The following is a 25,807-nucleotide window of genomic DNA, read 5'->3' as shown; positions in this document are numbered from 1 at the left end:
CAGGCCGAAGCATCAGGCACTCACCGCCGCGGCGTAGGCCGCGGCCAGACGCTGCTCGACCGATTCCCGACCGGTGTCGGGTTTCGGCACCCCGAGGTGGGTCTGGCGAAGTTCGTCCATGAAATCCCTCCACAGTTCCGGGCCACCATCGTCCAGCAGCTGGGCACGGACCCGCAACTCGAAGGTGGTCGGGCGGTGGCGCAGCCCCCATGATCCGAGTTGCGCGAACACCGGGACCAGCTGGATGCTCTGCTCGGTCAGGCTGTAGGTGGCACGTTGACCGGGTCCGGCTCCGTCCCGGCTCAGCAGACCACTCTCCACCAGCTTCCTGAGCCGGTCACTGAGGATGTTCGACGCTATCCCCTCCTCCGACTGTGCCTGCAGCACACGGAAATTGCGACGGTTCCCGAACATCACATCCCGCAGCACGAGCAGGGACCAACGGTCGCCGAACGCCTCGACCGCAGCGTTGATGGGACACCCTGATCGTGGTTCGTCCGCCATGCCGACCTCCGTCCAAATACTTTCCGTCATCGAACTGCTTGCATTCTACTACCAGTCACAATTAGGCTCGAAGTGATTGCACTTCACCATCGCTTGCCGGATCGTGCACCGACATCAACGACAACGGCTCGACAAACGGAGACGACATGACGACGATCCGACTGCTCGCACAGATGACCGTGACCGACACCGATGCAGCAGAAGCCTGGTACACCAGGCTCTTCGGGCGCCTACCGGACGCGAGACCCATGCCGGGTCTGCTCGAATGGCACCTAGCGGATTCGTTCGGTGTCCAGGTCTGGGCGGAAGCGCCCCGGGCGGGCAACTCCTGCATGGTGCTGGACGAGTCGAATCTCGACGAACTCGACATACATCTCGGCCGGATCGGGATAACACACGAGCCCGTGCAGGACGCCACGACGCTGCGCGTCCTCCCGTTGCAGGATCCCGACGGCAACCGCATCGTGTTCACCGGCCCACTGGCCGAACGCACGGCTGCGCGATGAGCGGCCTTCGCACCCTGCTCGAGGGCGGCATCGGCATCGGCGCCGGCGTGGCGCCGGGCGCAGTTGCCCTCCTGGCCAGGGGTGCCCAGATCGAGGCGGAGACGGCAGGTTTCGTCGACATCGAGGGCACCGCACCGATGTCGCGGGACACGATCTTCCGGCTCTCCTCGGTCACCAAACCGATCATCGCCGCAGCAGTGATGGTGCTGATCGACGACGGCCGGCTGACGTTGGACGATCACATCGCAACATGGCTCCCGGAACTGTCCGCCCCGAAGGTGGTGCGCACCCCGCAGAGTCCCGCCGACGACGTGGTACCCGCCAATCGTTCGATCACGGTGGAGGATCTGCTGTCCTCCCGCGCGGGATACGGCTTCCCGTCGGACTTCTCGATGCCGGCCATCAGCTCGTTGTTCAGCGAACTTGGTCAGGGATCAGCGGCACCGCAACGGGTTCCCGCTCCGGACGAGTGGATGGCGAGGTTGGCGCGCATTCCGATGCTCCACCAGCCGGGCGAGGCGTGGCTCTACAACGCCTGCTCCGAACTGCAGGGTGTACTCGTCGCACGGGTGACGGGCCGACCGCTGTTCGAGTTCCTGGCCGAGCGGATCTTCGGGCCGCTGAAGATGATCGACACGGGTTTCGAGGTCCCCGCGGCGAAGATGGATCGATTCACCAGTTTCTACCAGGCCGGAGCCGACGGTCTCCACCTGGTGGATGGACCGGACGGCCTGTGGAGCCGCTCGCCGGACTTTCAGTCGGGAGCGGGCGGCCTGGTGTCCACCGTCGACGACTGGTTCACCTTCGGACGAATGCTGTTGCGCGACGGCTCTTTCGCGGGCGTCGACGTCCTGTCGCCGAAGTCGGTGAGCCTGATGACCACCGACCATCTGACCGCCGATCAGCGGGCCGCAAGCACGCTGTTCCTCGAGGGCCAGGGTTGGGGCTACGGCGGCGCCGTCGACTTCAACCACGACGATCCCTGGACCAATCCCGGTCGGTACGGCTGGGTGGGAGGGACCGGCACATCTGCCCATATCGATCCGTCGCGGGACACGGTGTCGATCCTGTTCACCCAGCTGGAGCACAACGATCCAACCGCGCCGACATTGATGCGCGACTTCTGGTGCTACGCCGCGGGTGTCGCGGCATGATGGATACCGAACCGCAGGCCGCTGCAGGAAAGGTCCTGTGGCACTTCACCTTGTCGTTGGACGGCTTCATCGCCGGACCGGACCAGGCGATGGACTGGATGACGGGGTTCTCGATCCGTCCGGACCTGGTCGACGAGTACGTGGAGACCACGGGCGCGGTGCTCGGCGGCCGCGACGGCTTCGGCGCCTACCCCGACGTCAGCAGTGTCTACGGCGGGGCATGGCACGGTGAAATATTCATCCTGACCCATCATCCGGAGGACGCGCAGGCGTCCGATGGCGTCACCTTTCTGAGTTTGCGATGTGGCAGAGGCCGTCCGGATAGGGCTAGGCAGGCCGACGCCGGGCCGTCCCAGCGAGCAGACAGGCGGTCCCGCCGCGGCTGGGACGGGGTGGTACGCGCGTGGTACGGCCGATTGACACACTCCTGCCAACGCTTCCGGGACAGCCCGGGGGCCCAAGCCCAGGAGGCAGTCATGGAAGAGACCACAGGCTACGAGTTCGGTAGCGGATTCGGTGAAGGCGAGTACGGCGGCTACGACCTGAGCGGCGAGACCGATCCGATCACCGGGTACGTCGACTCCAACAACATCGTCGAGGTCACCACGGAGTACGACCCGGCCGCCGCCTTCGACGACTACATCCAGTCCTGACGAGTACGTCCACTCCTGAAATCCCGGGCCAGGACCACCACGGACCGAGCGCTGCGCCCCCGACTCGCGGCCGCAGGTTCGTGGTGGTCCTGGCTCTCCGACCTCCCGTCGCCGACCTCAGACCCGCGGGTCCGCCGTGGCCAGAGCGAGCAGTTCCCGACCGACGGCCTCTTCGTGGGCCTCCGCGTCGATCCGGGCCTTGGCCGGACTCCATCGACCTTTCAGCAGCCAGATACACGGGAGGAACAGCAGCTGACCGGCGAAACAGATCCACCACCACCGCTGCCACTGCCCCGGAGCGTCAGTCGCCGCCTGTTGCACGAGCGGACCCTGGGACTGCAGATAGGTCAACTGCGCCAACACTTTCGGATCCCTGAGGCCGGCACCGTAGGTGGCCAGGAAGGTCAGGTCCGCAGTGGGCACGGTGGCGAGCGCGCCCAGCTGCGCGGCGGCGGTCTGCACCGGCTTGGCGTTGCTGTTCAGGAACAGCAGATCTGCCGTCGGCACTTGCGACAACGCCAGCAGTTTCGCGATTGCGGCCGCCGGGTCGATCTTTCGACCGGCCGCGATCTCACCAACGGCCTTGGCCTGGGCCGCCGTGTCGGTCGGATTCAGGAAAAGGGTGGTGGTGGCGGTATCCAGGGTCGCTGCGGTGATCAGTTCGTCCTTGTACTTCGTGCTCAGCGACATCGTCCGTCCGATGTCGGCCACCGGTGTTCCGGAGATCTCGGCGAGCGCCTGTGCCTGCGTCGTCGGGTCGGTCGGATTGCTCCGCAGCGCCGCGGTGGTGGCGGGGGTGAGCAGGGCGGCGGTCGCCAGCTGCGGCTTATATTGCGCAGCAAGAGATTGCGCCTTGGTGACGATGCCCGGATCCGCCGCGACCGCCTTCACGGTGGCGTTCTGGGTAGCGGACAGGCTCGGGTCCGCGCCGGCGGCAGCCGCACTCACCTGTGCTCCCTTGTCGACCAGGATGCCCGACGCGGGGATGGCGACGATCAGGCCGAGGAGCCCGACGACGACCACTGATCGCAGTGTCGCCCCCCAGACCGCCAACCCGGTGGCGATGCCTGCGGGGCTGTGCTTCTCCACCGTTTCGGTGAATGCGGCCATCCAGGTAGCGAACGCCATGGCACTGCCGATCGAGATGAGCAGGATGATCCACACGAAATGTGCGTAGCTGGTGGTGGCGTTGCCGGTGGCGATCGCGAAGAGGCCGACACCGATCGCGCTGATGACACCCCCGACCACCATGAACGGCTTGCGCACCCGTAGCCGGTCGGACAGGGCACCGCCGACGATGAGCGCCACAGCCTGGGCGATCCAGTACCAGTTGGCCAGCGCGTTTGCGCGCGCCTCGGAATAGCCGAAGGCCGTTGCGTAGAACACGACGAACAGGCCCACCGCGGTGTAGTAGAACAGCAGGAAAAGACTGACACCCATTGCGGGCACGATGATGTCCCGTCGCAGCATCTGGCGCCAATGGCTCTTGGCCGCTTCGGCCAGGTCGATCCCGCGGGCCCTGGCCTCGACGAGCGTCCGCTCGCGCAGACTGATCATCAACTGATCGCGGAGCTGCGGGGCCAGCTCTCGCAGGCCGATGAAGGCAACGAGGAAGACCACGAGCCCGACAGCTCCGCACACCCGGAACTGGAATTGCCAGTCGGGATGCGAATCGAGGGTGTGGCTGGACACCTCGGTGACGACCAGGCTGCAGACCACCGGGCCCATCGTCCAGAAGCCCATGGCCGACGCCCGCCCGAGCTGGGGCGAGAAATCCCTGATCAACGCCGGAGTGGCGACCAGGATCATTCCCTCGCGCCAGGGTGCGGACGCGGGGTCTCCTGTCCAGGCGCGCCATCGGGAGTTGAAGCGGCACCCTCCGTTGGGTTACGCGCAGTAGGTTACGTACTGTAGGCGCGAATCTAGGTTACATACTGTAGGTTCGTCAAGTGGCAGTATCGAAAAGATCTGCGCCTGAGCGCGTGGGCGGGTTCAAGCACGGTCGCGTGCCACGAGCGGTGCGCGAGCAGCAATTGCTCGAATTGGCCGAGCGCCTTTTCATCGAGAGCGGATATGGCGCGTTCTCCATCGAAGATCTCTGCCGCGAAGCCGGTGTGAGCCGCCCCATCATCTACGACCACTTCGGTTCCCGGGACGGCCTGTACCTCGCGTGCCTGCGGCGCGTGCGGGCAGAGTTCGAGAACACCCTGATCAACGCTGCCCGCGATGCTCCCGACGCCGAGGCCGCGATCCGACAGGGGGCCGACGCCTTCTTCACCATCATCGAACGGGACCCGCGACGATGGTCTCTGGTCTACGGCGGGCTCAGCGAACTGGGTGGCACCCTGGCCGACCAGATCTACGAGCTGAGAACCGACACCATCGACCGCATCTCGGCCATCACCACCCGCTTCGCGCCGCACGCCGATCGGGAGGCGGTCACCGCCCACGCCCACGCCGTCTCCGGTGCCGGGGAACAGATGGGGCGCTGGTGGCTGCACAACCCCGACATCCCCCGGGAACGCATCGTGGACCACTTCTGCACCTTCGCCCGGATGTCTTTCCTGCAGCTACCGATGGCCGAACCAGACTTGACCGCAGGTTCGGTGCCGGCCTCCTGAAACGGCGAGCCGAGCCGGTTCAGGGGGCCGTCATCAGGCGGCAGATGCCGGAGACCAAGGCGGCGAGGGTGTCATCGGCACTGACCGTGCCAACCTCGCGGCAACCATGAGGTGGTGTTCAGCAACCCCGCCGTCCTGGCCCAGAGGATCGTCGAGGCCGATCGGCCATGACCGACCACGATCGCTCCGGCGTCAGGCCGTCGAGCGGACGACGAGCTCCGGGGCCAGGGTGATCTGTTGGACGGCAGAGCCGGTCCCGCCGAGAAGTTGGAGTAGCAGACCGGCTCCGATCCGGCCGGTCTCGGTGAAAGGCTGTGACACCGTGGTCATGTCGAGGCCATCCGCGAGATCGCTGCCGTCGTACCCGACGACCGCGATCTCCTCGGGCACGCGAATTCCCCCCGCCCGCAGGCCCTTCAGCACTCCTGCTGCCAGCACGTCGTGATGGCCGAAGACCGCGTCCGGGCGCTCGGACATCGCGGAGATGAAGGCCGCGGCCTCCTCACCTCCCCGCAGATCCGGGGTCGTCATGACCCAGTGCACGGGCTGCGAGTCGGGGCGACCCTCGTCCAGCGCCCGTTGGAAGCCGCGCAGCCGCAGCTGCCCTGCAGAGACGTAGTCGGTGGATTCCTGCGGTTCACTGACGAACACGAAGTGCTGGTGGCCGCGGTCGGTGAGGTGACGCCCGATCCGGTATCCACCGGCCTCGTCGTCCACGGTCACGCTGGCGAAATCCTTGTGGTGGGAGTCGATCAGGACCGTGTGGAGCTTGCGCTGCGCGAGGCGCCGAGCCATCGAGTCCTCCAGCGGAACGCCCATGATCAGCAGACCGTCGAGTCGGCCGGTGGTCGGCAGCGAGTGCAGGAGGGGTGACGTGGCCGCGGCGGCCGACGGAACGTCGAACACCACCACGTCCAGATTGCTGTTCCGACAGGCCTCCAGCACGCCGACCAGGCGTGCGGAGTAGCTCGGGTAGGAGGTGAACGGCGCGACCACACCGATCCGCCCGACCCCTTTGCGTGCCAGGGCGACGGCGCTGTTCTTCGGGGTGAAGCCGAGTTCGTCGACCACGTCCAGCACCCGCCCGCGGGTCAGCGCACTGACCCTCTCCGGACGGTTGAGCACATGCGAGACGGTCGCGATCGACACGCCGGCGCGTCGTGCGACCTCGTAGATGGTGACCTTGTCGGGTGTCGGCGGCATCGAACCGATCTCGGGATCAGTCATGGTCGATCACCTCCGCGTGCCGGGCGGCCTGTCCACCCAGGGCGCCTTACCCACCGACACTAGCGACCCAGGCCGCCTCGCAACAAAATTGAAGTGCTTTACTCGAAGTCCTTGACAGCGGGTAGTCTCATGGCGTGCGCTGGCGCGCACCCCCCGAACGGCCAATGGAGGCACCGTGATCGTGAGCCAACACTCACCTTCCGTGGCCTCACGGCATCCGCTGGACGGGAAGGTACTTGGCGGACTCCTTGGAGGCGCCGATGCCCGCACCCCACTGGATGAATCCCTTGCGGCCGGAACCGTCGCTGTCGTTCACCAGGAACGAGTAGCTGAAGTACGGGTCGCCCGGCGACAGACCGGCCGCAGCCCAGGGGATCTGAACCGAGTAGACAGTCGTCCTGCGCGCCTCGTCGCGGACGACCGACACCTGCCCGCCGGCTACGGATCCGCCGACCGGCGAGAACTGGTACAGCGCCGGACCCGACCCGAGCAGCGCCGCACCGAACTCGGAGTAGGCCCCGCCCGGCGCCGGCAGACCCGAGGCGAAGGCGAACTGGATCGAGTCAGCCGACCACAGGTTCAAGGCGTCCGCCGCCGGGCTGTGCACGTCGTCGTGGATGGTCGCCCTGACCTTCAGGTAGGTCGCGTCGTAGGTCAGCGTCATGGTCCCGGAGAGGTCGTCCCCACCGCTCGTGCCGCCACCCAGATCGACGTACTGCGCCTGGTTGGCGAGATCCACGGTCAGCATGCCCGGACTGCCATCGGGGTAGACCGGGGCGAAGGCGGTAGTACCCGAGATCGTCTTCGACTCCCCGTCCGACAGGGTGAAACCGACCGTGTAGGGAGTGGCCCGCCACAAACCCTGCATGTCGGCCGGCAGCGTGACGGCAGCGATTCCGTCAGCGGAAAAATGTTGCTGGATAGAGCGTCCCGCGTTGGGAACCGATCGCCCACGTGACCGACCGGACGGTGACACCCGGAGTCGACGACCCGTAGATGATACGGAGCGCAGCGGATCGGCTGGTGGTGGCGCCGGGCTCGGTGACCGGGATCAGCGACGCCTGCGGATTCTCCACGACCTGGGTCGCGATGGTGCGGATCGCCCTCACCCGGCCACCCTGCGTGGCGGTCACGGTGAGCACCTTGTCCCCGGCCTCCGCGAACGCCGGTATCGTCAGGGTCCCAGAGACCCAGCGGTTGGCCTTCGGGACCACGGTGATGCTCTGCCCGGTCGAACTGGTGAAGGTGACCGGAAGACCGCTGACCAGCCATCGACCTGTGCTGTTCACGCCGACAGTGATCTTCACCGGCTGCTTCTGCAGACTCTGCGCCGGCACGGAGACGACGTCACGATCAGCGGTCACCGCCATCGCGGAGCCGAGCACACGTCCCGAGACGTAGATTGGCTCGTCCGTCAGTTGGAGAGTCGAAGTCCCGAGGTCCGGGGAGAGCGTCAGAGTACTGCCGAGAAGGGCTGTGACGGTCAGGTTTCCGACCGCATGAAGAGCGACCTTGGCACCGCCCGGCGCCCACATCACCCTCTTCACGTCATGGCGGGCGTTGGTGAAAACGTAGGAGTACACGCCGGCACCGAGCGATTCGCGCCAGTTGAAGTGGTAGCCGTCCAATTGGCGGGACAGTACCGCGTAGGCGACATAGCCGGGTTTGGGGACGAGAACGCCGCGTTCTGCCGTCTCGTTGCGCAGCAGACCGAATCGGTTCTCCGGATTGATCGGGTCCGACCCGTCGTCGATCAGGTCGTAGGCCATGTACGACGCGGCTCCGGCGCCCAGCGACATCACCACGTCGCGGGTCAGATACCTGGCCTGCTGGTCCTCGTCGACCCCGCCCTTGTCGGCGCCGGTGGTGGGCCAGCCGGTCTCACCGAGCCAGAGTGGCTTTCCGGCGCCCCCCGGATAGGAGTCGATCAGCGCCCTGACCGCCGCGACGACGGACGAGGTCTGGTTCTCCGGGGCGAAGCCCTGGGTGGGGACCGGAATCGAGTAGTTGTGGATGGCGACGACGTCGACGAGATTCAGCCCGCCGTCTGCCAGGAAGTCCTGCATCCACCGGTAGGACTGCCTGTCGGTGAGCCACCACGAGGTGAACCCGCCCAACGACGGTCCGACGATCCGGGCACCGGGCGCGGCCGAACGGATCTGTTCGATGGCCGGCTTGACGAGATCGAGGTAGCACGCAGCGGTATCCCCGCACAGACTGGTGTTGGTGACGACATTCGGTTCGTTGTAGACCTCGTAGTCGACACCCTTCCCGTAGTGCTGTGCGACAGCCTTGGCATACTTCGCGAAAGCCGCGATCCCGGCCGGCGAACTGGGTGTCCGCCCGTTGTCGTAGAACGCGTTGTAGTACCCGAGGATGACCGAGGGTCGGATCCCGGCGGCCTGCAACGCCTTCACCTGCCCATCGGTGACGGAGTCGAAACTGTAGACGCCGGGCGACTTCTCGACGTTCTCCCAACGCATGTCGAGCCGGGTGTCACCGAGGCCGAGTTGTGCGCCGATCTCGGCCTGATCGACGGACGGGTGGGCGAGCGGATGGATCGTGGTGCCAAGGGGCCGGGTCCCGAGGTACGGCGCTCCGAGCGATTCGACCACGGCGACGGATGTCTTCGTCGTGTGATCCCCGGCCGTCAGGGCCACGTCGTAGTAGCCGACAGGCAGGTCGGCAAGGCCGATGGTGGCCGGGCCGGACGTGGTGTCGACGGAACCGGACCGCAGCGGTACACCGTTGCGGTCCAACACTTCCCAGCGCACCGGCGAGGCACTGGCGTCGACCCGCAACGACGCTCTGCCGGGTGCGAATACCAGGCTGGCGCCCAGGACGGTCACACTATCGTTGGATTGCTCGAAACTGCCGTTCGCCAAGGAGTTGGTGGAGGATCCGGTTTTCATGACGCGCAGACCGTCCAGCCACAGCATTCCGGTGTTCTGGCTGATGAGGACATAGGACATCTGGGTCTGCCCGGGCGCGGTGGTGTAGGTCCAGCTGATCTGCTGCCAGTCGAAGGTTCCCGTCGGCAGGATCTGTTTGCCCGTGTAATCGTTGGTGTACACGATGAAGTTGCTCTCACCCGGCGCAATTTCCTGCCCTTTCACCCAGGCCGAGAAGACGTAGGTGCTACTCGGGGCGACTGGAACCCCTTGCGCGACGCCTCCGTACCGGCCGCCTTCCAATGGCGTTCTGTTCACGATTTCGAGCGAGGCCGTTCCATCTTTGACGTGGGTGGCGTCGCTCAGATGCGTGATATCGGCGCTTCCCTCGGCATACACATTCCACCCTGGGAATTCACGCGATTCTGCGAGCATCGCGGAGCTCATCCCGGCGGGCACCAACACCAGGAAGGCAGTCATCGCAAGGATCGAAACAACCGACCTGGCAACAGCTTGCCGCTGCCACTGGAGCGATCTGTTCGTGAGCCCTCTAGGCATTTCGGTTCTCCTTCGAACCTGCTGATGAAACCGTCGTCGACCCCGCGCGGCGACGGTTCGATGGACGGTAGTCGCCCGGGACAACGTTGTCCAGCCCTCGGTCGAAACTCGTCCGCTCCATTGATCGGTGACACCCGAACGGGTCGACCGACCTCGGTTCTGCGCCCACGAATAAGTTCTACCAATGAACTTTCCTTCGTGTCGATCTCTTGGCGGAGACCTCCTGCACCCGCTTTGCGTGGAATTCTCGCCGTCCCGCTGGACAGAATAGCGTGACGAGGTTATGGTCGAGAAACAACGTTGTCCCGGACGGGTCCGGAGCAGGCAATCGGTCACTACGACCGTCTATCGGAGGGTTTCAATGAGGAAACGGCTTGTCACCAGATCCATCGTGTTGTGCGCAGTACTGGCCCTCGGGGCAGCAGCCTGTGGGAGCTCCAGCGCCACGGCCAATTCAGGTACCTCCGCTTCCGCAGCCAGCAGCACGCAGGCGCCTGACGGCTCCGGGACCCCTGCCGGCTCCGGAACCCCGTCCAACTCCGGAACCCCGTCCAGCGCGAGCAGCGCTGCGAACACCACGCCGGTGACGATCACCGTCTCCAACAAGCCCCCGGCCAGCAGCCCGGGAGATCTCAAGGCCTTCGAGCAGAGGATCAAGGATTTCCAGGCGGCGAACCCCAACGTCACCGTCAACGGCAGCGAGATCGCCTGGGATCCCCAGACCTTCGCAGCCCAGCTGGCCGGCGGACAACTGCCGACCGTGGTGACCGTGCCGTTCACCGAGCCGCAGTCGATGATCCAGAACAAGCAGATCAGCGACATCACCGCTGATCTCAAGACGATCGGCCTCTACGACCAGCTCAACCCCGCTGCGCTGTCCGTGACGCAGGACAAGGCCGGTGAGGTCTACGGCATTCCGATCGGCGGATACGCGCTCGGCCTGGTCTACAACCGTGCGCTGTTCACCAAAGCCGGTCTGGACCCGGACAAGCCGCCGACCACCTGGGACGAGGTCAGGGCTGCTGCGAAGACCATCAGCCAGAAGACCGGTGCCGCGGGATATGCCCAGATGACGCAGAACAACACCGGCGGGTGGATGTACGGGGCGACCGTCTACAGCCGCGGAGGCACCTTGGAATCCTCCGATGGTTCGAAGGCGGCTTTCGACGACCAGTCGGGAAAGGATGCGCTCGACGCGCTGACGCAGATGCGCTGGACCGACAATTCGATGGGCACCACCTTCCTGTACGACATGACCTCCATCTCCAAGGATTTCGCGGCCGACAAGATCGGGATGTTCATCGGGGCCCCGGTCAACTACATCCTCGCCGTCGTCCAGGATGGTATGAAGCCGGCGTCCTTCGGGCTGGGCACCATGCCGCAGGGATCGACTGCCGGCGGCTCCATGAGTGGCGGTGCGGTCCAGGTCATCAGCCCGAAAGCGACGGCCGACCAACGACTCGCCGGAGTGAAGTGGATCGCGTTCTCGCTGGAGTCCTCGTTGGACCAGGCCAAGGCGGTGGCAGCGGCGAAACTCACCGCCTCCCAGGGTCTTCCGGTCGGCCTTCCCGGGGTGTCGACGCTGAAGGCGACCAACGACCAGGAATACCTGGGATGGGTGAAGAGCTACATCAACGTCCCGCTGACCAATTTTGCAACCTATTCCGCCACAGTGAACAGCATCAAGTTGACTCCCGAGCCCTCGAACAAGGCCCAGGAGGTCTACGCCAAGCTGGATGCGTTGGTGCAGAAGATTCTCACCGACAAGTCCGCGGACGTCGCGACCGAGCTGTCCAACACCTCGTCGGCTGTCAACAGCCTGCTGGGCCGCTGAGCGCATACCGGGAGCCGGGAGTTCGTCCATGTCGTCCACCAACCTCGATCAGGCCGGCGCCGCGTCGACGCCGGCGGCGAACCCCGCCCGAACGAATTCGTCCCCGGTGACCAGGTCAGCGGGCGGACCGACGTCGACGGGCTCATCCACGCCGCCGAGCAGGAGCTCGGCCGTCCGCCGATGGTGGGCGCGCGGTGGCCTGAGCGCCGTGGTGTTGGCAGTCCCGGCCATCGTGATCTTCGGGTACTTCTCCTGGGGGCCGATCATCCGCGGTGTCGTGATGGCCTGGCAGCGAACCAAGCTCGACCAGCCGACGACCTGGGTCGGCTGGAGCAACTTCAGCTACGTCTTCACGCTACCCGAACTGCCGCAGGCCGCCATCAACACCGTCTATTTCATGGGCCTCGCCCTGTTGATCGGTTTCCCGGTTCCGCTGGTCTTGGCCGTGGTCATCTCGTCGCTGCGCACCAAGAGATGGCTCTACAACATCCTGTCCTACCTGCCGGTGGTCCTCCCGCCGGTGGTCGCCATCCTGTTGTGGAAGGTCTTCTACGACCCAGGTAGCACCGGCCTGTTCAACACCGTGCTGGGCTGGTTCGGCCTCGGACCCTTTGCCTGGCTGAACTCGCCGGATCTCGCGATGCCGTCCCTCGTGCTGGAATCCACCTGGGCGGCCGCCGGGAGCACGGTCATCATCTACCTGGCGGCGATGGCATCGGTGCCGAAAGAACTGTACGAGGCGGCCGAACTCGACGGTGCCGGTATCTGGCGGAAGATCTGGACGGTCACCCTTCCCCAGATCCGTGGGATCATCCTGATCGTTCTCCTACTCCAGATCATCGGCACGGCACAGGTTTTCGCCGAGCCGTTCCTCTTCACCGGCGGTGGACCGGCCAACCGCACGATCACCCTCCTGATGCTCATCTACAACTACGCTTTCGTCTACAACGATCTGGGTGCGGCGAGTGCGATCTCGGCGATGCTGGCCGTGGCACTGGCCATCATCTCCGGCCTCTACTTCCTGGCCACCAGGCGGTGGAGCAGATGACGGCGCTGGAAAGCCCGACGACCGACACCCCGGTCGTCGGGAAGCGCACCCGCTTCCACCGTCGTCCATCGCCGGAAACGGCCAGTGGACTGGTCTCGGACCTGGAACGTCAGCAACCCGGGGTCAGGTATGCCCTGCGCACCGTGCAAGGACTGGTGCTGGTGGCCCTGATCGTGTCGGGTGCCGGTCCGTTGCTGTGGCTCGTCAAGTCCTCGATCTCCAGTTCGGCCGACATCGTCACCCGGCCAATGAGTCTCCTGCCGACAGACGGGTTCCAGTTCAGCAACATCACCGAAGCCTGGACCAGGGCGCAGGTCGGACGATATCTGCTGAACACGGCGGTCATGGCGATGGGCAGTCTCCTCGTCACCCTCATCGTGTGCCTGACGACCGCCTACGTGCTGAGTGCACTTCGTCCCAAATGGGGTCCCGTCCTGGACGGCGCCATCATGATCACCCTGTTCGTCCCGGGCGTCATCGCGTTGGTCCCGCTCTACCTGACGGTCGTCGACATGCCCATCCTCCACACCTCTCTGCTGGGCAACTACCTGGCGATCTGGCTCCCGGCCGGCGCAAACGCGTTCATCATCCTGGTCGTCAAGAGGTTCTTCGACGCCTTGCCACGTGAACTCTTCGAGGCGGCAAGGGTGGACGGGGCCGGCTCGCTCCAGATCTTCGTCTCGGTGGTCCTGCCGATGTCGCGCCCGATCATCGGGGTGATCTCGCTGCTGTCGGTGATCGCCTCGTGGAAGGACTTCCTCTGGCCCATGCTGGTGTTGAACCCAGAGCAGCAGCCGATCTCGGTCGGCCTGGCGAACGTCGCGAAGAATTCACCGATCAACGTCCAGGTGGCCTCGCTCCTGCTCGCGGTGCTGGTCCCGGTGTTCCTCTTCCTGATCTTCCAACGGCATTTCCTCAATGCGGCCGGCCTGGCCGGCGGAGTGAAGGGGTGAGCGCGACCGTCACGAACGGCATCCACCTCGAATTCGGCGGCGGGCCGGTCACCCCCATCTGTTGTCCGCCCTCGGTGGGTCTGGAATCGGAGGACTGCTGGAAGTGCGTCACCGTTCGCGATGGCGCCCACCGGGCCCGAATGCTGGACATCGACCGGGTCATCCAGGCGGGTGACCGTCTCCGGTACGCAGTGCTCCCTGAGTTCCGGCCCGATCGGACCGGGCCGGAACGCTATGCTTCGTGCGCTGTCTCGCTCGACCTGCGCTTCGACGACGGTTCGCGCCTTGGCGGCCTCCGGCCGACGGGCAGCGACCAGTACGGGACGGCGATCGGTGCGGAAGCACAATTCCGGTCGGACACCCTGGTCCCCGACCAGTGGAATCTGAAGGTCGTTGATCTGTCCATCGCAGTCGGTCAGCGAGTCGTCGGCATCGACGTGGAAACCTGGGCTGGAGAACCTTTCTCAGGAGTGCTGACGGCCTGGATCGACGCAGTGACGGTCGGTCCCGATGTCGGTCCGACCCGCGACCCCGATCATCCGAGCGACTGGGTCAGGACCACCCGCGGCTCGCATTCGTCGTATCTGTACTCGCGCGGCAATACCGCTCCAGCCGTCGGACTCCCCCACGGATTCATGATGGCCTCACCGATGACGAGAGCCTGGCAGGGGCACTGGATCTACACCTGGTGCGACAACGAGCGACCTGGCCCGCTGGTGCTGGACAACTCCGGCGCCAACACCGACCGTGACGTCGCTGCCGTGCAGCAGCCTGCTCGCAAACAGGGGCCGACGCAACGGATCCAGGCCTTTGCCACCACCCTGATCCCCAGCCCGTGGATCGGCGAACGGGCCTCGTTCCAGGTGATGCCGACCACGTCTGACGGCATCCCGGATCCGGACCGGTTCGCGCGGGAACTGCCGTTCGACCACGCCAATGAACTCGACCGTCCCTACCACTACCGCGTCGCCTTCGACAACGGTGTGGTCGGCGAACTGGCGCCGGCACAGCACAGCATCGCCATGCGATTCACTTTTCCGCCGGGCCTGCCGGCGGCCCTGATCCTGGACCAACTCGATTCCGACGGAGCGGTCGAGATCGCCGTCCACGACGGCGGTGCCACGATCACCGGATGGTCGGATGCGGTGCTCGAACGGGTTCCGGTGGTTCCCCGTCTCTTCGTCAACGCCCGGCTGCGGGGCGTGGTGGTGGGGCATGGCCAACTCCCGCAACCGGATCGGGGCGGCACCGCCTATCTGCGGATGAGCAACGCGAACGACGCCAGTGACCGACAGACGGTCGAGTTGATGATCGGGACGTCATTCATCTCGACCGAGCAGGCTGCTCGGAACCTCGAGCTCGACATCGGGACCCACCGGTTCGACGCAGTCCGGGATGCGGCCAGGAATCGCTGGGACGACGCACTCGGCGTGGTCAGTGTGTCTGGCGCGAGTCCCGACCAGCGGATTACGCTGTATTCCAACCTATACCGACTTCTGCTCTATCCCAACGTGATGCACGAGCCCACGCCAGGTGGCCCGGCCTACGCGAGCCCGTTCGCTCCCCCGCCGAAACCGCACACCGCCCATCACACCGGGCTGCCGGTGGTGCCCGGGGAGCTGACCGTCAACCAGGGCTACTGGGATACCTACCGCACGTCCTGGCCCGCTCTGCAACTCCTGGATCCCAGTGCCGGGCGCCTACTCGACGGTGTCGTCCAACACTTCCGGGACAGCGGGTGGACCACCCGCTGGAGCGCACCGGGGCACGTGGATGTCATGGTGGGGACGAGCAGCGACGTGATCGTCGCGGACGCCGCTGTCAAGCGCACACCCGGATTCGACCTCGTTGCGGCGTACGACTCCGCCCTGCGAAATGCGACCGTCCCACCACCGGTGCCGGCCGTCGGACGCAAAGGATTGCGGCACAGCATCTTCCGCGGCTGGACACCGGTCGAGGTCGCGGAGGGCCTGAGCTGGACCATCGAGGCGGCCATCAACGACTTCGGTCTGCACACCTTCTCGGAACTGATGGCCGACGTCGGGCCGATCGACCGGAGAGCCGAATTCCGCGCCAACACCCGGTACTTCGGTTCACGGGCCCTGTCCTACTCGCTGCTGTTCGATCCGGACATCGACTTCTTCCAGGGCCGTTGCGCGGACGGCAGTTTCCGGCTCGCTGCAGCCGAGTACGACCCCGCTACCTGGGGGCACGACTACACCGAGACCAATGGCTGGGGCATGGCATTCTCGGTGCCACAGGACGGGTCCGGGCTGGCTGCCCTCTACGGTGGCCGCGAAGGACTGGCCAGAAAACTGGACGCCTTCTTCAGCACACCCGAAGTCGGGGGTGACGCCGTCCGCGGTTCCTACGACTACCCGATCCACGAGATCACCGAGGCCAGGGACATGCGGCTGGGGATGCTCGGGCTCTCGAACCAACCGGCACACCACATCCCGATGATGTATCTGTTCGCCGGACGACCCGATGCCACCCAACGAATCGTCCGCGAATGTCTGCGCCGGCTCTATCTGGGATCGGAGATCGGGCAGGGCTACCCCGGAGACGAGGACAACGGCGAGATGTCCACCTGGTGGACCTTCAATGCACTCGGGTTCTATCCCCTGGTGGTCGGCCGGCCCGGTTATGTCATCACCTCACCGCTTTTCAACCGAGTCACGATCGTCGTGGCCGGCGGCGGAACCTTCACCGTCACCGCGGACGGCAACTCTCCCGAGAACGTCTACATCGCCGCGGCCACCCTGGACGGCGAGGAATGGAATACGGTCTGGTTACCTCACGAGCGCGTCCTGGCCGGCGGCGAGCTGCGGTTGACGATGAGCCCGGTGCCGACCTCGTGGGGTGCCGACTCCAGCCCTCCCAGTCTGACGGCTGATGGCCAGAAGCCCGTCACCCTGGTGGATCTCACCGGATCGGCCGAAACTTCTCTCGACTGCCCCGGCGACCCGGCCGTGCTCGTCGACGATTCGTCGGACACCGTTGTCGATCTGGCACCGGGTACCGGTGTCGGCTGTCACTGGGCCACCCCGGTGCACCCCGCCCTCTACACGGTCACGCCGGCCGCAGTCGGAACCGCGAACTGGGTGGTCCAGGTGCGATCAGCTGACGACCAGGAGTGGCGCACGGTCGACCGGCAGGCGGCCGTATTCCAGTGGGGCCGGCAGACCAGAGCATTCGAGATCTCCGGCTCGTTCACAGATCTGCGCCTGCAGAACACCGGAAGCGCACCGCTGTCGCTGGCGCAGTTCGAGTTGCTGGCCTGACCGACCGAGGTCAGCCGGCAGCGTCCGACGCAGGCCCGGTCGAGCAGCCGCCGCGCGGTCAGCCGGCGGCCCGCACGGACGAAGCGACCGCGTCGAGGATCGGGGCCCACCGCAGGTCAGGCTCCCCCAGGCCCATCGTCGTCGGTACGTACCCGAAGGCCAGATCCTCGTCGGGCCAGCAGAACCCGAGACGCCCGCCGGCGCCACTGTGGCCGAAGCAACCGTCACCCAGCATCGGATTGTTCGGGTTGCGCAGGTCGAGCCCGATGCCGTAGCGATGAGGTACCTGCTCCGGCGGTACCGGTGCAGTGAGGTCGGTCTGGCTGCGGGTCGCTCGGCGCAGGAGTGCGGGCGAGAGCAGCGGCTGCGTCCGGTCGATCAGCGCTGCGTAGAAGCCGGCCAGGCCACGCGCGTTCGCCGTCCCGTTGGCGGCGGGGATCTCCGCGGCGCGGAAGGCCCGGGTGATCATCGCCTCGGCGGCGCCGGACGCCCCCTCGCCCGCCACCATCAGGGATACCACCTCCCGCGCTGTGCGCAGAGCCGCGAACTCCAGCGCATCCGTTGGTTCACCGTCCAGCAACGACAGGTCCGCGGGAACCACCGGATGGGAGGGCCGGAAGTCCCCGTCACGGTCGGCGGGCAGACCGATCCACAGATCCAGGCTCCGTGGGCCCGAGATCTCCTGCTGCAGAATCGTTCCCACGGTGCGACCGGTCACCCGCCGCACCACCTCGGCATCGAGATAGCCGACGGACAAGGCGTGATACATCCAGTGGTCGCCGGGCGGGTACACCGGGGTGGCTGCAGCCAGCAGCGCAGCACTGGCCCGCTGGTCGTAGAGCGTGGTCAGGTCCGTCGTTCCGACGAACGGCAGTCCCCCGAGATGGGACATCACCTGACGGATGGTGATGGCCCCTTTACCGGCGGCTGCGAACTCCGGCCAGTACGCGGCCACCGGTGATTCCAGGTCGACCAGACCCTGGTCAACCAGACGCAGCAGGATCACCGAGGTGATCGCCTTGGTGCAGGAGAACAGGGTGCCGACGCTGTCGCGGGTCCAGTCTTGTCCGTCGATCGGGTCGCGCCCGCCCCAGAGGTCGACGACCACCTGTCCACGGTGGTGGACGGCGAGGCTGACGCCGCCGATCTCGGTCCCGGAATCGTCGCGCGCCAGGGCGTCACGGACGCCTTCCCATCCCGTCGCGCAGTAGCCGTGCATCCTCGACGTACCGGGGCCGGCGGTCATCGGGCGCCGCCGTCACTGGTCGCCATCGGTCTGGACCCGATCTTCCATCCGGAGATCCTGGCAGCCGCGGCCGCTGCCGCTGCCTCCATCGCCGCGGCCGGGGAGAAACCTTCGATCAAACCATGCAGGAAACCGGCAGTGGCCGCATCTCCCGCGCCATTCGTCGTCGCCGACTCCGCGAGCCGCACGGCAGGGGCGGTCATTCGCACGTCATGCCAGGACGTTTCGAGCTCAGCGACCATCGGTCCGGCGCCGGCGAAACGCGCTGGACCGGCGGTAGCCAGACCGAAACCGGCTGCGCCGCCCGACACCAAGGCGATTGCTGCGCCGGTCTGTACCAACTCAGCCGCGGCTGCAAGGAGGGATTCCGGAGTCGCCGTACCAATTTCCAGAACGCCGAGACCGGTCGCCAGATCATCGAAACTGGGTGTGATGACATCTACTTCGGGCAGCGCCGCCGCGAGCACCCTGCGCCAGAAGGCGTGGGACCCGGTAGTCGGTTCCGACACGACGGCCAGATCGATCGAAGTGACCAGACCCGCCCGGTGCGCCGCCGTCAACAGCTCCACCAACGGTCGGCCATCGTCCTTCACCAGAGCCGGGAGCAAGGTCGGATAGCCGACGTGAAGGAGCTTCTCGCCGGCGAAGGCAACTGCGCTCCCGTCGAACGACTCGTTTGCTCCCACGTGATGCCAGAAGGTTCGATCGGCTCCCGGCGGTTGCAACACGATCGAGTAGGACGTGCGACCACCCGTCCGGCGGAGACCCTCGACGTCGAATCCGAGGTCTCGCACCAGGGAGGTCAACGTATCCGCACCGACATCCTCGCCGACGTCGGCGCACACCGCGACGTCGACCCCCAGGTCGAGCAGAGCGGCCCCGGTGTTCGCGACGCATCCCCCCGGCGACAGGGTCAGCGGTCCGGTGGTCCACAGATCGCCAGGACGCAACGACGGTTCGCCGGGCAACGCGGGCGTCACGTCCAGGCACAGGTGTCCCGCGACCAATACGGTCGCCACCCCGCTGGCGTTGCCGATCAACGGCTGTTCCCGGACGTGACGGCCTGCATCGAGAAGGCAATCCGCAACGACTCGGCAGCGGGCTTGGGCCGACCGCTGAAGTCCAGCAATGACAGGCTGACCGCACAGGGGAATGTATCGTGACCGAGCCAGACGATGAAACCCCCGACTCTCGGAAAGCGAGCCCTGGTCACCTTGGCCGCGTAGCCCAGCCACTCGGCCTGTCTCAGCTGGCTGTCCTGCACCCAGGTGGCGAGACCTCCTGTGCCGTCCCAGTTCTTGAAGGTGTCGAGCCACCAGGCCGAGGAGTGCATCCACAGCTGGTGCAGGTCCTCGCGCTGCTTCGTCGTCGTGGTGGGCCCGACGAGTTCGAATTCGGTGAGCAGGTCCAGACCACTCGCACCGCCGACGCCGACCTCGCTCCGCAGGAGTGAGTCATCACCGTCCCAGTACCGTTGCCACTGCTGGAAGGTATCGGTGCTCTCCCAAGGGCCGTGGACGTCGTGGTGCAAGCCCTTGCCGAAGTCCGCCTCGTTGCCCCACACCGCAGGTCCGAGAGGCGATGTGGTGACGAATCGGCGCCACGGATCATGAAGGGCCAGAGCAGCCCTCGCGGCAGCGATCGCCGGATGGTGACCCGACAACGGAACGATCGGCTCGACGATCTCGGTCAGTTCATTGCCGCCGCCCCAGAGCATGACGCACGGATGGTGCCCGATCTGCAGCGAATACCACCTCGCGATCCCGGCGAACTCGGAGGCGAACTCGTCGTCGTCCGGCGGGTAGTTGTCGATGCCGCTGGAGGAGAGCGGAAGTTCCTGCCACACCAGAAAACCCATCTCGTCCGCGATCTCGTAGAAGCACGGCTGCTCGAGCAGCGCCCCGCCCCACACCCGGAGGGTATTGATCCCGATCCGCCGATACTCGGCGAGGCGCTTCCGGTACTCCGCCTCGCCGACGTCGCAGTAGTCCGGTCTGATCGGGACCCAGTTGACACCGGCCATGAAGGTCGGAACACCGTTGACCACGCAGATCCACGGTTCCGCGTCCGTCGGAGCGCCTTCGCACTGCTGCCACCGGACCGATCGGAACCCGACACGCCGCACCACGGACTCACCGTCGGCCAACGAAACCGTGACGTCGTAGAGGTTCTGCCCGTTGACGGCCTGACCCCCCTCCGGCGTCACCTGCCACGGTTGCACACCGGGCACCGAGATCTCGTGCCAGGAGTCCCCACTGGAGATCTCCTGCGAGAACGCAACTCCGGGCCCGCTGACGGTGACCGTCAGCGGCCGGTCGGACAGGTTCTGAGAACCGTCGGCAGCGTGCACCGGCGCGTGCACCAGAACCACACCGGCCGCTGCGCCGGCCGCGGGAAGTTCGGCCAGCACACGGACATCACCAAAGGTCAGGCCGGACCGGGCCGTGAGGGTGAGCCGACCGGCTACGCCGATCTGCACGATCCTCGGCGTCCAGTCCCAGCCGTAGCCGAAACGCGCCTTCCACTCACGGATCCGACTGGTCCGGCCGATCTGGCCGATGTCCTCCGGTACCCGCCGGAAGACGATCGTCAGCGTGCGGCCGCCGGCCGCGACGGCATCGGTCAGGTCAAAACTCGCCCCGATCGCGGCACCGCAGAAAGTTCCCACCTCGGTGCTGTCCAGCAGCACCACGCCCGAGTAGTCCAAGCTGTCCGCGACCAGCAACAGGCGAGTCCCTTCGGTCGCCGATCCGGCCTGCTCCGGCGTCAGCGTCGTGGTGTAGCTCCAGTGGCGGTTCTCGATCCACTCCGAGTCCCGAGATCGGGTGTGCACGTAGGGTGATTCAACAATTCCGGCCTCCACGAGGGCGGTCCGCACCGAGCCGGGCACCGTCACCGGAACCGGCGGGATGTCGGGCCTTCCGTCCTCCACCCTGACGAAGGTCTTCGAACGTTCCCAGTCGTTCTGCCGCCAGCCGCGGAGGAGCCACGTCGATTCCGCCAGATTCCATTCGGTGCGCATCAAGGTCCGCCTTCCGTGCCGCTCATCGACGAGCGGTCAATCCTGTCGCCGAACCCACCCGGCCGGCCAAAAGCTGAGACAACGTTGTTCCAGACTATAGCGGATGGTTCCCAGTTGGTCACTGGCGCGTGGCGCCGTCGCGGCCCAGCACGCAAGTTTCGGGTGGTTGCCACCGAGTTGTCCGGCCTCGGTTGGTTTTCTCCGACCGTGGGGACACGGACCGGGCCAGGATGACCACTGCTCCGCGGCGGTATCCGACGCGGATCACTCAAAGGTCAACCGGTGCAGAAGTTTCCCATTCACCCAGCCACCAGGCGGCATCCGGGGATCGGTTCACCAGCAACGTATTCCTCGACCAGCTGGGCAGGATGAGATCAGGCCGGCAAGAACCCAGGGCGGAACGACCCGAGGTCGAGCACCGTCTTCGTCGGCGCTGCGCCCGATTCCAGCTCCCGGTGCACGTCGGCGGCTTCGGCCAACGGTCGGATCGTCGGTGCCGGGGCCGAATCAGCAGCCAGCACCCCAAGGGCGGCCGACGCAGCCCTGGCCAACAGGCCAGGATGGGTGTGCGCGATCCCGCCGAGACTCAGTCCCGTCATGGTGATCGTCCGGTGCCACAACGAATCGGTGGAGACGGGGACGTCCTGGCCGCTGGCGTTGCCCAACACCACCAGCCGACCGAATGGCGCCAATGCCTGCAATGCTGCATGTCTGGCCTCGCCGCCAACCGGATCGACCACCACGTCCACCCGTTGCCCTTCGGTGATCCGCTGCAGGTCGCCTCCCCACTGCGAACGCAAGATGGTGTCGGTACAACCCGCTGCGATCGCTTTTCGGCGCTTCTCCTCGGAGCTGACCACGCCGATGATCTGCCGGACACCGGCGGCGACGGCAAGTCGCACGACGGCCGTGCCCAGCCCGCCGGTGGCGCCGAGCACCAGCAGCGATTCGGACGGTGCGATCCGAGCGAGGTCATGCAACGCGATCCAGGCGGTGGTGCCGTTCACCAGGGCACCGGCGGCCCGGGCGAGATCGACTCCATCGGCGAGGGGAACGACCAGATCGGCACGGGCGACGACGATCCCGGCGTACCCACCGCCGCCGGGCGCACGACCGAAGTCGTTGAGCAACGCCGCCACCGGCCGACCCGCCTGGAATCGGTCGGCGCCGGCGCCGGCGCCGACCGACCTCACGTACCCGGAGACCTCGATACCGGGAATGAAGGGTGTCGCAATCTCGAAAGTCCCGTCACGAAAACGGGTGTCGACCAGTCCGACGCCCGCGTATGCGACGTCGATGGCGACCTCACCGACCCCGGGGCGCGGCGGCTCCACCTCCTGGAGCTCGAGGACCTCGGGAGACCCGACGAACTGCACCCGAACGGCTTTCATGCGCACAACACCTGCCTGTCAGATTGGTGGACGAGCCGGTGTCGACCAACTCAGTACCGACCTCCAGCAGCTTGCGGGAGGGCGTCCAGTTCGGCCAGATCGGCTGCGGTGAGTTGAAGTCCGGCGGCGGCAGCGTTCTCGCTCAGCCGGGTCCGTCGCCGGGTGCCTGGAATCGCGATCACGTGGTCGCCCTGGGCCAACACCCACGCCAATGCCACCTGCCCGGCCGTCGCCAGATGACGAGCCGCCACCGCCTCGACCACGTCGACGATGGCCAGGTTCTGGCGGATGTTCTCCGGCTGGAAGCGGGGATTGGCCGAGCGATAGTCATCCGCGGAGAACGCGGCCTCCCGTAAGCTCCCGGTCAGGAAGCCGCGACCCAGCGGAGAGAATGCCACGAACGCGGCACCATGTCGCCGGCACCACGGCAGCACCGACTCCAGATGGTCCCGGGTCCAGAGCGACAGCTCCGACTGCACCGCGGCGATCGGATGTACCGCCTGCGCCCGGTCCAGCTGCTCCACGGTGAACTCGCTGACGCCCAGCGCCAAAGCCTTGCCGGCGGTGACCATCTCCGCCATCGCACCGATGGACTCCTCCACCGGCACCGCTGGATCCGGCCGGTGCAGGTAGTAGAGGTCGACGTGGTCGACGCCCAGGCGAGAAAGTGAGTCGTCGACGGCACCGCGGAGATGCTCCGGACGGCCGTCCTGGCTCGGTAGTTGCGGCACCCCGTCGACCGGGGCCCGGACGACGTTGCCGCCCTTGGTCGCCAGGACGGCCTCGTCCCGGCGACCCAGGAGCGCCCGTCCCACCACTTCCTCGTTCGTGAACGGGCCATACATGTCGGCGGTGTCGATCAGGTTCACCCCAAGGTCCAGCGCATGGCCGATCACCAGCGAGGAATCATCCGACCCGGTGTCCGTCCCATAGGCCCACGTCATGCCCATGCAGCCCAGCCCGATGGGGCCGACTGCCGGACCGGAGGTGCCGAGTCGGCGGGTCGGAGCAGATCTTGTCGACTTCGTCATGCCCCGAGGGTAACGCAAAACGAAACGACTCGTTTCGTTGATAGGATCAAGTGGTGGGGAATACCGAACCGGACGAGAGCCGGCGTAGCGATCGGTCCCGTGTCGCCGTGCTCGAAGCGGCCTGGATCCTGTTCGAACAACGCGGGCTCCGCGACCTGACGGTGGACGCGGTCGCGGCGCAGGCCGGGGTGAGCAAGGCAACGATCTACCGCTGGTGGCCGTCCAAGTCGGCGGTCGTGCTGGATGCCCTCGACAAGCACCTGAGCCCGCTGATCCCGTTCCCCGACACCGGATCTGCCGTGGAGGATCTGCGCACGCAGCTGCGTTCGGTGGTGGTCCTGCTGACCACCACCACCGCCGGGGCCGCGTTCCTGTCACTGATCGCGGAGAGCCGCCACGACGTGACGTTGGCCAAGGCCCTGACCGAGCGATACCTCGCCGGCCGACGGGACGCCGCCGCAGCCGTCCTGGCCAGGGGTCTGCAGCGGGGCGAACTACGTCCGGGCCTGGACATCCCCACCACCATCGACGCCCTGTACGGCGCGGTGTACTACCGACTGCTCGTCAGCCATGCCCGAACCGACACCGACTACGCGGACAAGCTTGTCGACGCCCTGGCCCACACGCTTCTGCACCGCGAAGCGGCGGAACACGTCCCATCGTGACCCGGCCGTCGATCAGGGCTGCTGGTAGCGATCCTGTCACCACCATCCGCACCTGGGCGCACGCCAACATGGACCAGATCGACCTCGCCGAACCGCTTTGGACGGATCGGCGGCGAGTGAGCAGACGGCGCGATCGTCACCTGTAGTACCCGAACACCACCGGTAGCACGGCCGACAGTGCACTTGTGGGCGTGAGTACTACGCGTCGGAGGATTCGGTGGCCGGCACCAGCAGCAACTCGCGAGTCCCGGCGATGGTGTCGGCCAGCCACTGCCGGTGCACGGCCGGCAGCGAGACGGTGTGCGTCATCGGATAGCGGTTCACGGTGGTCGGAACCCCCGCCTCAGCAAGCCTTCTCCCGTACCGGAGTCCGTCGTCACGCAGCGGGTCGAAGTCACCGACACTGATCAGGCTCGCCGGCAGATCGGTGAGATCCGCGGCCAGCACGGGTGAGAGGTACGGCAGGGTGAGATCGCTCTGACCCTGTGTGTACAGCTGGCGCAGCAGCATCGCACCGGCCAGAAGCGCCGGATCCTCCTGCATGGATTTCGATCCGATCGTGCAGTCCAACGAAGGTGACACCAGAACCTGTGCCCGCAGGGCGGGTCCGCCACGGTCGCGTGCCATCAGCACTGCCGCGGCCGCGACATTTCCGCCGGAGCTGATGCCCAGGATGCCGAGTCGGCCCGGATCGACGCCCAGCCCGCTCGCCGGATCCGCCGTCCAGCACAGCGCGGCATACGCATCGTCCAACTGCGTGGGAAATCGGTGCTCGGGGGCGAGTCGGTAGTCAAGATTCACGATCACCGCTCCGATCCCGGCGCACAACGCCCGGCACAGCCCGTCGTTGAGGTCGAAACCCGCTGCGCCGCCGCCCATCCACCACGCGCCGCCGTGCAGCACTACCAAAGCCGGCAGTGGACCGGCAGCGGTTGCGGGCCGGTAGATCCGGCCGGTGACGGCGCCGTCGGCCACCGGGATGTCCTGGTAGGAGATGGATCCCACTGGAATGTCCTCCCCTCCTTCGCGGATCAGGCGAGACCCGCGAATGGCTGCGGCGTCGTGCTCGCTTCGTATTCTGGCCGTCGCCTGCCGCCATTGCGCGTCGGTCTGGCCCGGTCGTGGAACCGCCGAGGGCCAGCGGGCGGGTGCCGGCAGGCGTGCTGCGACACTCGCCACCAGGGTGGTCAATTCGTCGTCCATGTGGTCCATGTCGTCG

The 25,807-nt window shown here is 66.4% G+C and carries 21 protein-coding genes and 1 pseudogene; 10 read left to right on the top strand and 12 right to left on the bottom strand.

All coding sequences use genetic code 11. From position 1 onward, the window contains the following. Positions 1–12 precede the first annotated feature (12 nt). Positions 13–504 (bottom strand): winged helix-turn-helix transcriptional regulator, encoded by a 492-nt coding sequence (locus tag ABIB25_RS01085; RefSeq protein ID WP_354526552.1) that lies wholly within the window; start codon positions 502–504, stop codon positions 13–15. A gap of 146 nt (positions 505–650) precedes the next feature. On the opposite strand from ABIB25_RS01085, the gene ABIB25_RS01080 reads away from it, so the two are divergent. The 4 genes and pseudogenes from ABIB25_RS01080 to ABIB25_RS01065 all read left to right on the top strand — a co-directional run bounded on the left by ABIB25_RS01080 (position 651) and on the right by ABIB25_RS01065 (position 2,817). Beyond that, positions 651–1,010, top strand: a complete 360-nt coding sequence (locus tag ABIB25_RS01080; protein WP_354526551.1) for a VOC family protein — start codon at positions 651–653, stop codon at positions 1,008–1,010. Next, positions 1,007–2,164: a serine hydrolase domain-containing protein gene (locus ABIB25_RS01075; RefSeq protein WP_354526550.1), complete on the top strand. Its 1,158-nt coding sequence runs from the start codon at positions 1,007–1,009 to the stop codon at positions 2,162–2,164. Before ABIB25_RS01080 ends, ABIB25_RS01075 begins: the two co-directional genes overlap by 4 nt. After that, positions 2,161–2,494 (top strand): annotated as a pseudogene (locus tag ABIB25_RS01070) (dihydrofolate reductase family protein); the annotation flags it as partial. The gene ABIB25_RS01075 and the pseudogene ABIB25_RS01070, both read left to right, overlap by 4 nt. Positions 2,495–2,640: 146 nt before the next feature. Beyond that, positions 2,641–2,817 (top strand): hypothetical protein, encoded by a 177-nt coding sequence (locus ABIB25_RS01065; protein WP_354526549.1) that lies wholly within the window; start codon positions 2,641–2,643, stop codon positions 2,815–2,817. Between the two features lie 117 nt (positions 2,818–2,934). Here the strand turns inward: ABIB25_RS01065 and ABIB25_RS01060 are convergent, their stop codons facing one another. Continuing rightward, complete coding sequence (locus ABIB25_RS01060; protein WP_354526548.1) at positions 2,935–4,626, bottom strand: MFS transporter; 1,692 nt, start codon at positions 4,624–4,626, stop codon at positions 2,935–2,937. 197 nt (positions 4,627–4,823) lie between these two features. Here ABIB25_RS01060 and ABIB25_RS01055 point away from each other — a divergent pair, with 197 nt between their 5' ends. After that, complete coding sequence (locus tag ABIB25_RS01055) at positions 4,824–5,438, top strand: TetR/AcrR family transcriptional regulator (RefSeq protein ID WP_354526547.1); 615 nt, start codon at positions 4,824–4,826, stop codon at positions 5,436–5,438. A 192-nt stretch (positions 5,439–5,630) separates the two neighbouring features. On the opposite strand, the gene ABIB25_RS01050 is transcribed toward ABIB25_RS01055, so the two are convergent. From ABIB25_RS01050 to ABIB25_RS01035, 4 genes are all read right to left on the bottom strand, one after another. Beyond that, on the bottom strand, positions 5,631–6,665 hold the full coding sequence (locus ABIB25_RS01050) for a LacI family DNA-binding transcriptional regulator (RefSeq protein WP_354526546.1): 1,035 nt from the start codon (positions 6,663–6,665) through the stop codon (positions 5,631–5,633). Between the two features lie 208 nt (positions 6,666–6,873). Beyond that, positions 6,874–7,533 (bottom strand): sugar-binding protein, encoded by a 660-nt coding sequence (locus ABIB25_RS01045; RefSeq protein WP_354526545.1) that lies wholly within the window; start codon positions 7,531–7,533, stop codon positions 6,874–6,876. A 31-nt stretch (positions 7,534–7,564) separates the two neighbouring features. After that, the gene (locus tag ABIB25_RS01040; RefSeq protein WP_354526544.1) at positions 7,565–10,036 is read right to left on the bottom strand and encodes a cellulase family glycosylhydrolase; all 2,472 of its coding nucleotides are present in this window, start codon (positions 10,034–10,036) and stop codon (positions 7,565–7,567) included. A 423-nt stretch (positions 10,037–10,459) separates the two neighbouring features. Then, the gene (locus tag ABIB25_RS01035) at positions 10,460–10,708 is read right to left on the bottom strand and encodes a hypothetical protein (protein ID WP_354526543.1); all 249 of its coding nucleotides are present in this window, start codon (positions 10,706–10,708) and stop codon (positions 10,460–10,462) included. On the opposite strand from ABIB25_RS01035, the gene ABIB25_RS01030 reads away from it, so the two are divergent. Genes ABIB25_RS01030 through ABIB25_RS01010 form a run of 4 tightly spaced genes read left to right on the top strand, consistent with a single transcriptional unit; the run spans position 10,698 to position 17,233 of the window. Continuing rightward, positions 10,698–11,948 carry an extracellular solute-binding protein gene (locus ABIB25_RS01030; RefSeq protein ID WP_354526542.1) on the top strand — a complete coding sequence of 417 codons (1,251 nt, stop codon included), beginning with the start codon at positions 10,698–10,700 and terminating at the stop codon, positions 11,946–11,948. The genes ABIB25_RS01035 and ABIB25_RS01030 overlap by 11 nt on opposite strands. Before the next feature lie 28 nt (positions 11,949–11,976). Then, complete coding sequence (locus tag ABIB25_RS01020; RefSeq protein ID WP_502919715.1) at positions 11,977–12,996, top strand: carbohydrate ABC transporter permease; 1,020 nt, start codon at positions 11,977–11,979, stop codon at positions 12,994–12,996. Continuing rightward, a complete protein-coding gene (locus ABIB25_RS01015; protein WP_354526539.1) occupies positions 12,993–13,949 on the top strand; it encodes a carbohydrate ABC transporter permease in 957 nt (318 codons plus the stop codon). Before ABIB25_RS01020 ends, ABIB25_RS01015 begins: the two co-directional genes overlap by 4 nt. Then, complete coding sequence (locus ABIB25_RS01010) at positions 13,946–17,233, top strand: GH92 family glycosyl hydrolase (protein WP_354526538.1); 3,288 nt, start codon at positions 13,946–13,948, stop codon at positions 17,231–17,233. The genes ABIB25_RS01015 and ABIB25_RS01010 overlap by 4 nt, the downstream gene beginning before the upstream one ends. A 58-nt stretch (positions 17,234–17,291) precedes the next feature. Here ABIB25_RS01010 and ABIB25_RS01005 read toward each other — a convergent pair whose 3' ends face one another. The 5 genes from ABIB25_RS01005 to ABIB25_RS00985 form a co-directional block, all read right to left on the bottom strand. After that, a complete protein-coding gene (locus ABIB25_RS01005; protein ID WP_354526537.1) occupies positions 17,292–18,479 on the bottom strand; it encodes a serine hydrolase domain-containing protein in 1,188 nt (395 codons plus the stop codon). Next, positions 18,476–19,519: a carbohydrate kinase family protein gene (locus tag ABIB25_RS01000; RefSeq protein ID WP_354526536.1), complete on the bottom strand. Its 1,044-nt coding sequence runs from the start codon at positions 19,517–19,519 to the stop codon at positions 18,476–18,478. Before ABIB25_RS01000 ends, ABIB25_RS01005 begins: the two co-directional genes overlap by 4 nt. Continuing rightward, on the bottom strand, positions 19,516–21,501 hold the full coding sequence (locus ABIB25_RS00995) for a glycosyl hydrolase 2 galactose-binding domain-containing protein (RefSeq protein WP_354526535.1): 1,986 nt from the start codon (positions 21,499–21,501) through the stop codon (positions 19,516–19,518). The genes ABIB25_RS01000 and ABIB25_RS00995 overlap by 4 nt, the downstream gene beginning before the upstream one ends. A 374-nt stretch (positions 21,502–21,875) precedes the next feature. Further along, positions 21,876–22,892, bottom strand: coding sequence for a quinone oxidoreductase family protein (locus ABIB25_RS00990; protein ID WP_354526534.1), 1,017 nt, complete (start codon positions 22,890–22,892; stop codon positions 21,876–21,878). 50 nt (positions 22,893–22,942) lie between these two features. After that, positions 22,943–23,923, bottom strand: a complete 981-nt coding sequence (locus tag ABIB25_RS00985) for an aldo/keto reductase (RefSeq protein WP_354526533.1) — start codon at positions 23,921–23,923, stop codon at positions 22,943–22,945. A gap of 53 nt (positions 23,924–23,976) precedes the next feature. Between ABIB25_RS00985 and ABIB25_RS00980 the strand changes: the two genes are divergently transcribed. Further along, positions 23,977–24,588, top strand: coding sequence for a TetR/AcrR family transcriptional regulator (locus ABIB25_RS00980; RefSeq protein ID WP_354526532.1), 612 nt, complete (start codon positions 23,977–23,979; stop codon positions 24,586–24,588). 198 nt (positions 24,589–24,786) lie between these two features. Here the strand turns inward: ABIB25_RS00980 and ABIB25_RS00975 are convergent, their stop codons facing one another. After that, positions 24,787–25,800 carry an alpha/beta hydrolase gene (locus ABIB25_RS00975; protein ID WP_354526531.1) on the bottom strand — a complete coding sequence of 338 codons (1,014 nt, stop codon included), beginning with the start codon at positions 25,798–25,800 and terminating at the stop codon, positions 24,787–24,789. Positions 25,801–25,807 lie beyond the last annotated feature (7 nt).

The sequence above is a fragment of the Nakamurella sp. UYEF19 genome, from assembly GCF_040546275.1.
In the GTDB taxonomy this organism is placed as follows: domain Bacteria; phylum Actinomycetota; class Actinomycetes; order Mycobacteriales; family Nakamurellaceae; genus Nakamurella.
This window is presented reverse-complemented; position numbering and strand designations above follow the sequence as displayed.

Excerpts from the sequence above, each read along its gene's own strand:
- ABIB25_RS01085 (WP_354526552.1), bottom strand. The coding sequence starts at position 504 with ATGGCGGACGAACCACGATCAGGGTGTCCCATCAACGCTGCGGTCGAG.
- ABIB25_RS01080 (WP_354526551.1), top strand. The coding sequence starts at position 651 with ATGACGACGATCCGACTGCTCGCACAGATGACCGTGACCGACACCGAT.
- ABIB25_RS01075 (WP_354526550.1), top strand. The coding sequence starts at position 1,007 with ATGAGCGGCCTTCGCACCCTGCTCGAGGGCGGCATCGGCATCGGCGCC.
- ABIB25_RS01065 (WP_354526549.1), top strand. The coding sequence starts at position 2,641 with ATGGAAGAGACCACAGGCTACGAGTTCGGTAGCGGATTCGGTGAAGGC.
- ABIB25_RS01060 (WP_354526548.1), bottom strand. The coding sequence starts at position 4,626 with ATGATCCTGGTCGCCACTCCGGCGTTGATCAGGGATTTCTCGCCCCAG.
- ABIB25_RS01050 (WP_354526546.1), bottom strand. The coding sequence starts at position 6,665 with ATGACTGATCCCGAGATCGGTTCGATGCCGCCGACACCCGACAAGGTC.
- ABIB25_RS01045 (WP_354526545.1), bottom strand. The coding sequence starts at position 7,533 with ATGCAGGGTTTGTGGCGGGCCACTCCCTACACGGTCGGTTTCACCCTG.
- ABIB25_RS01040 (WP_354526544.1), bottom strand. The coding sequence starts at position 10,036 with ATGACTGCCTTCCTGGTGTTGGTGCCCGCCGGGATGAGCTCCGCGATG.
- ABIB25_RS01020 (WP_502919715.1), top strand. The coding sequence starts at position 11,977 with ATGTCGTCCACCAACCTCGATCAGGCCGGCGCCGCGTCGACGCCGGCG.
- ABIB25_RS01015 (WP_354526539.1), top strand. The coding sequence starts at position 12,993 with ATGACGGCGCTGGAAAGCCCGACGACCGACACCCCGGTCGTCGGGAAG.
- ABIB25_RS01005 (WP_354526537.1), bottom strand. The coding sequence starts at position 18,479 with ATGACCGCCGGCCCCGGTACGTCGAGGATGCACGGCTACTGCGCGACG.
- ABIB25_RS00995 (WP_354526535.1), bottom strand. The coding sequence starts at position 21,501 with ATGCGCACCGAATGGAATCTGGCGGAATCGACGTGGCTCCTCCGCGGC.
- ABIB25_RS00990 (WP_354526534.1), bottom strand. The coding sequence starts at position 22,892 with ATGAAAGCCGTTCGGGTGCAGTTCGTCGGGTCTCCCGAGGTCCTCGAG.
- ABIB25_RS00985 (WP_354526533.1), bottom strand. The coding sequence starts at position 23,923 with ATGACGAAGTCGACAAGATCTGCTCCGACCCGCCGACTCGGCACCTCC.
- ABIB25_RS00975 (WP_354526531.1), bottom strand. The coding sequence starts at position 25,800 with ATGGACCACATGGACGACGAATTGACCACCCTGGTGGCGAGTGTCGCA.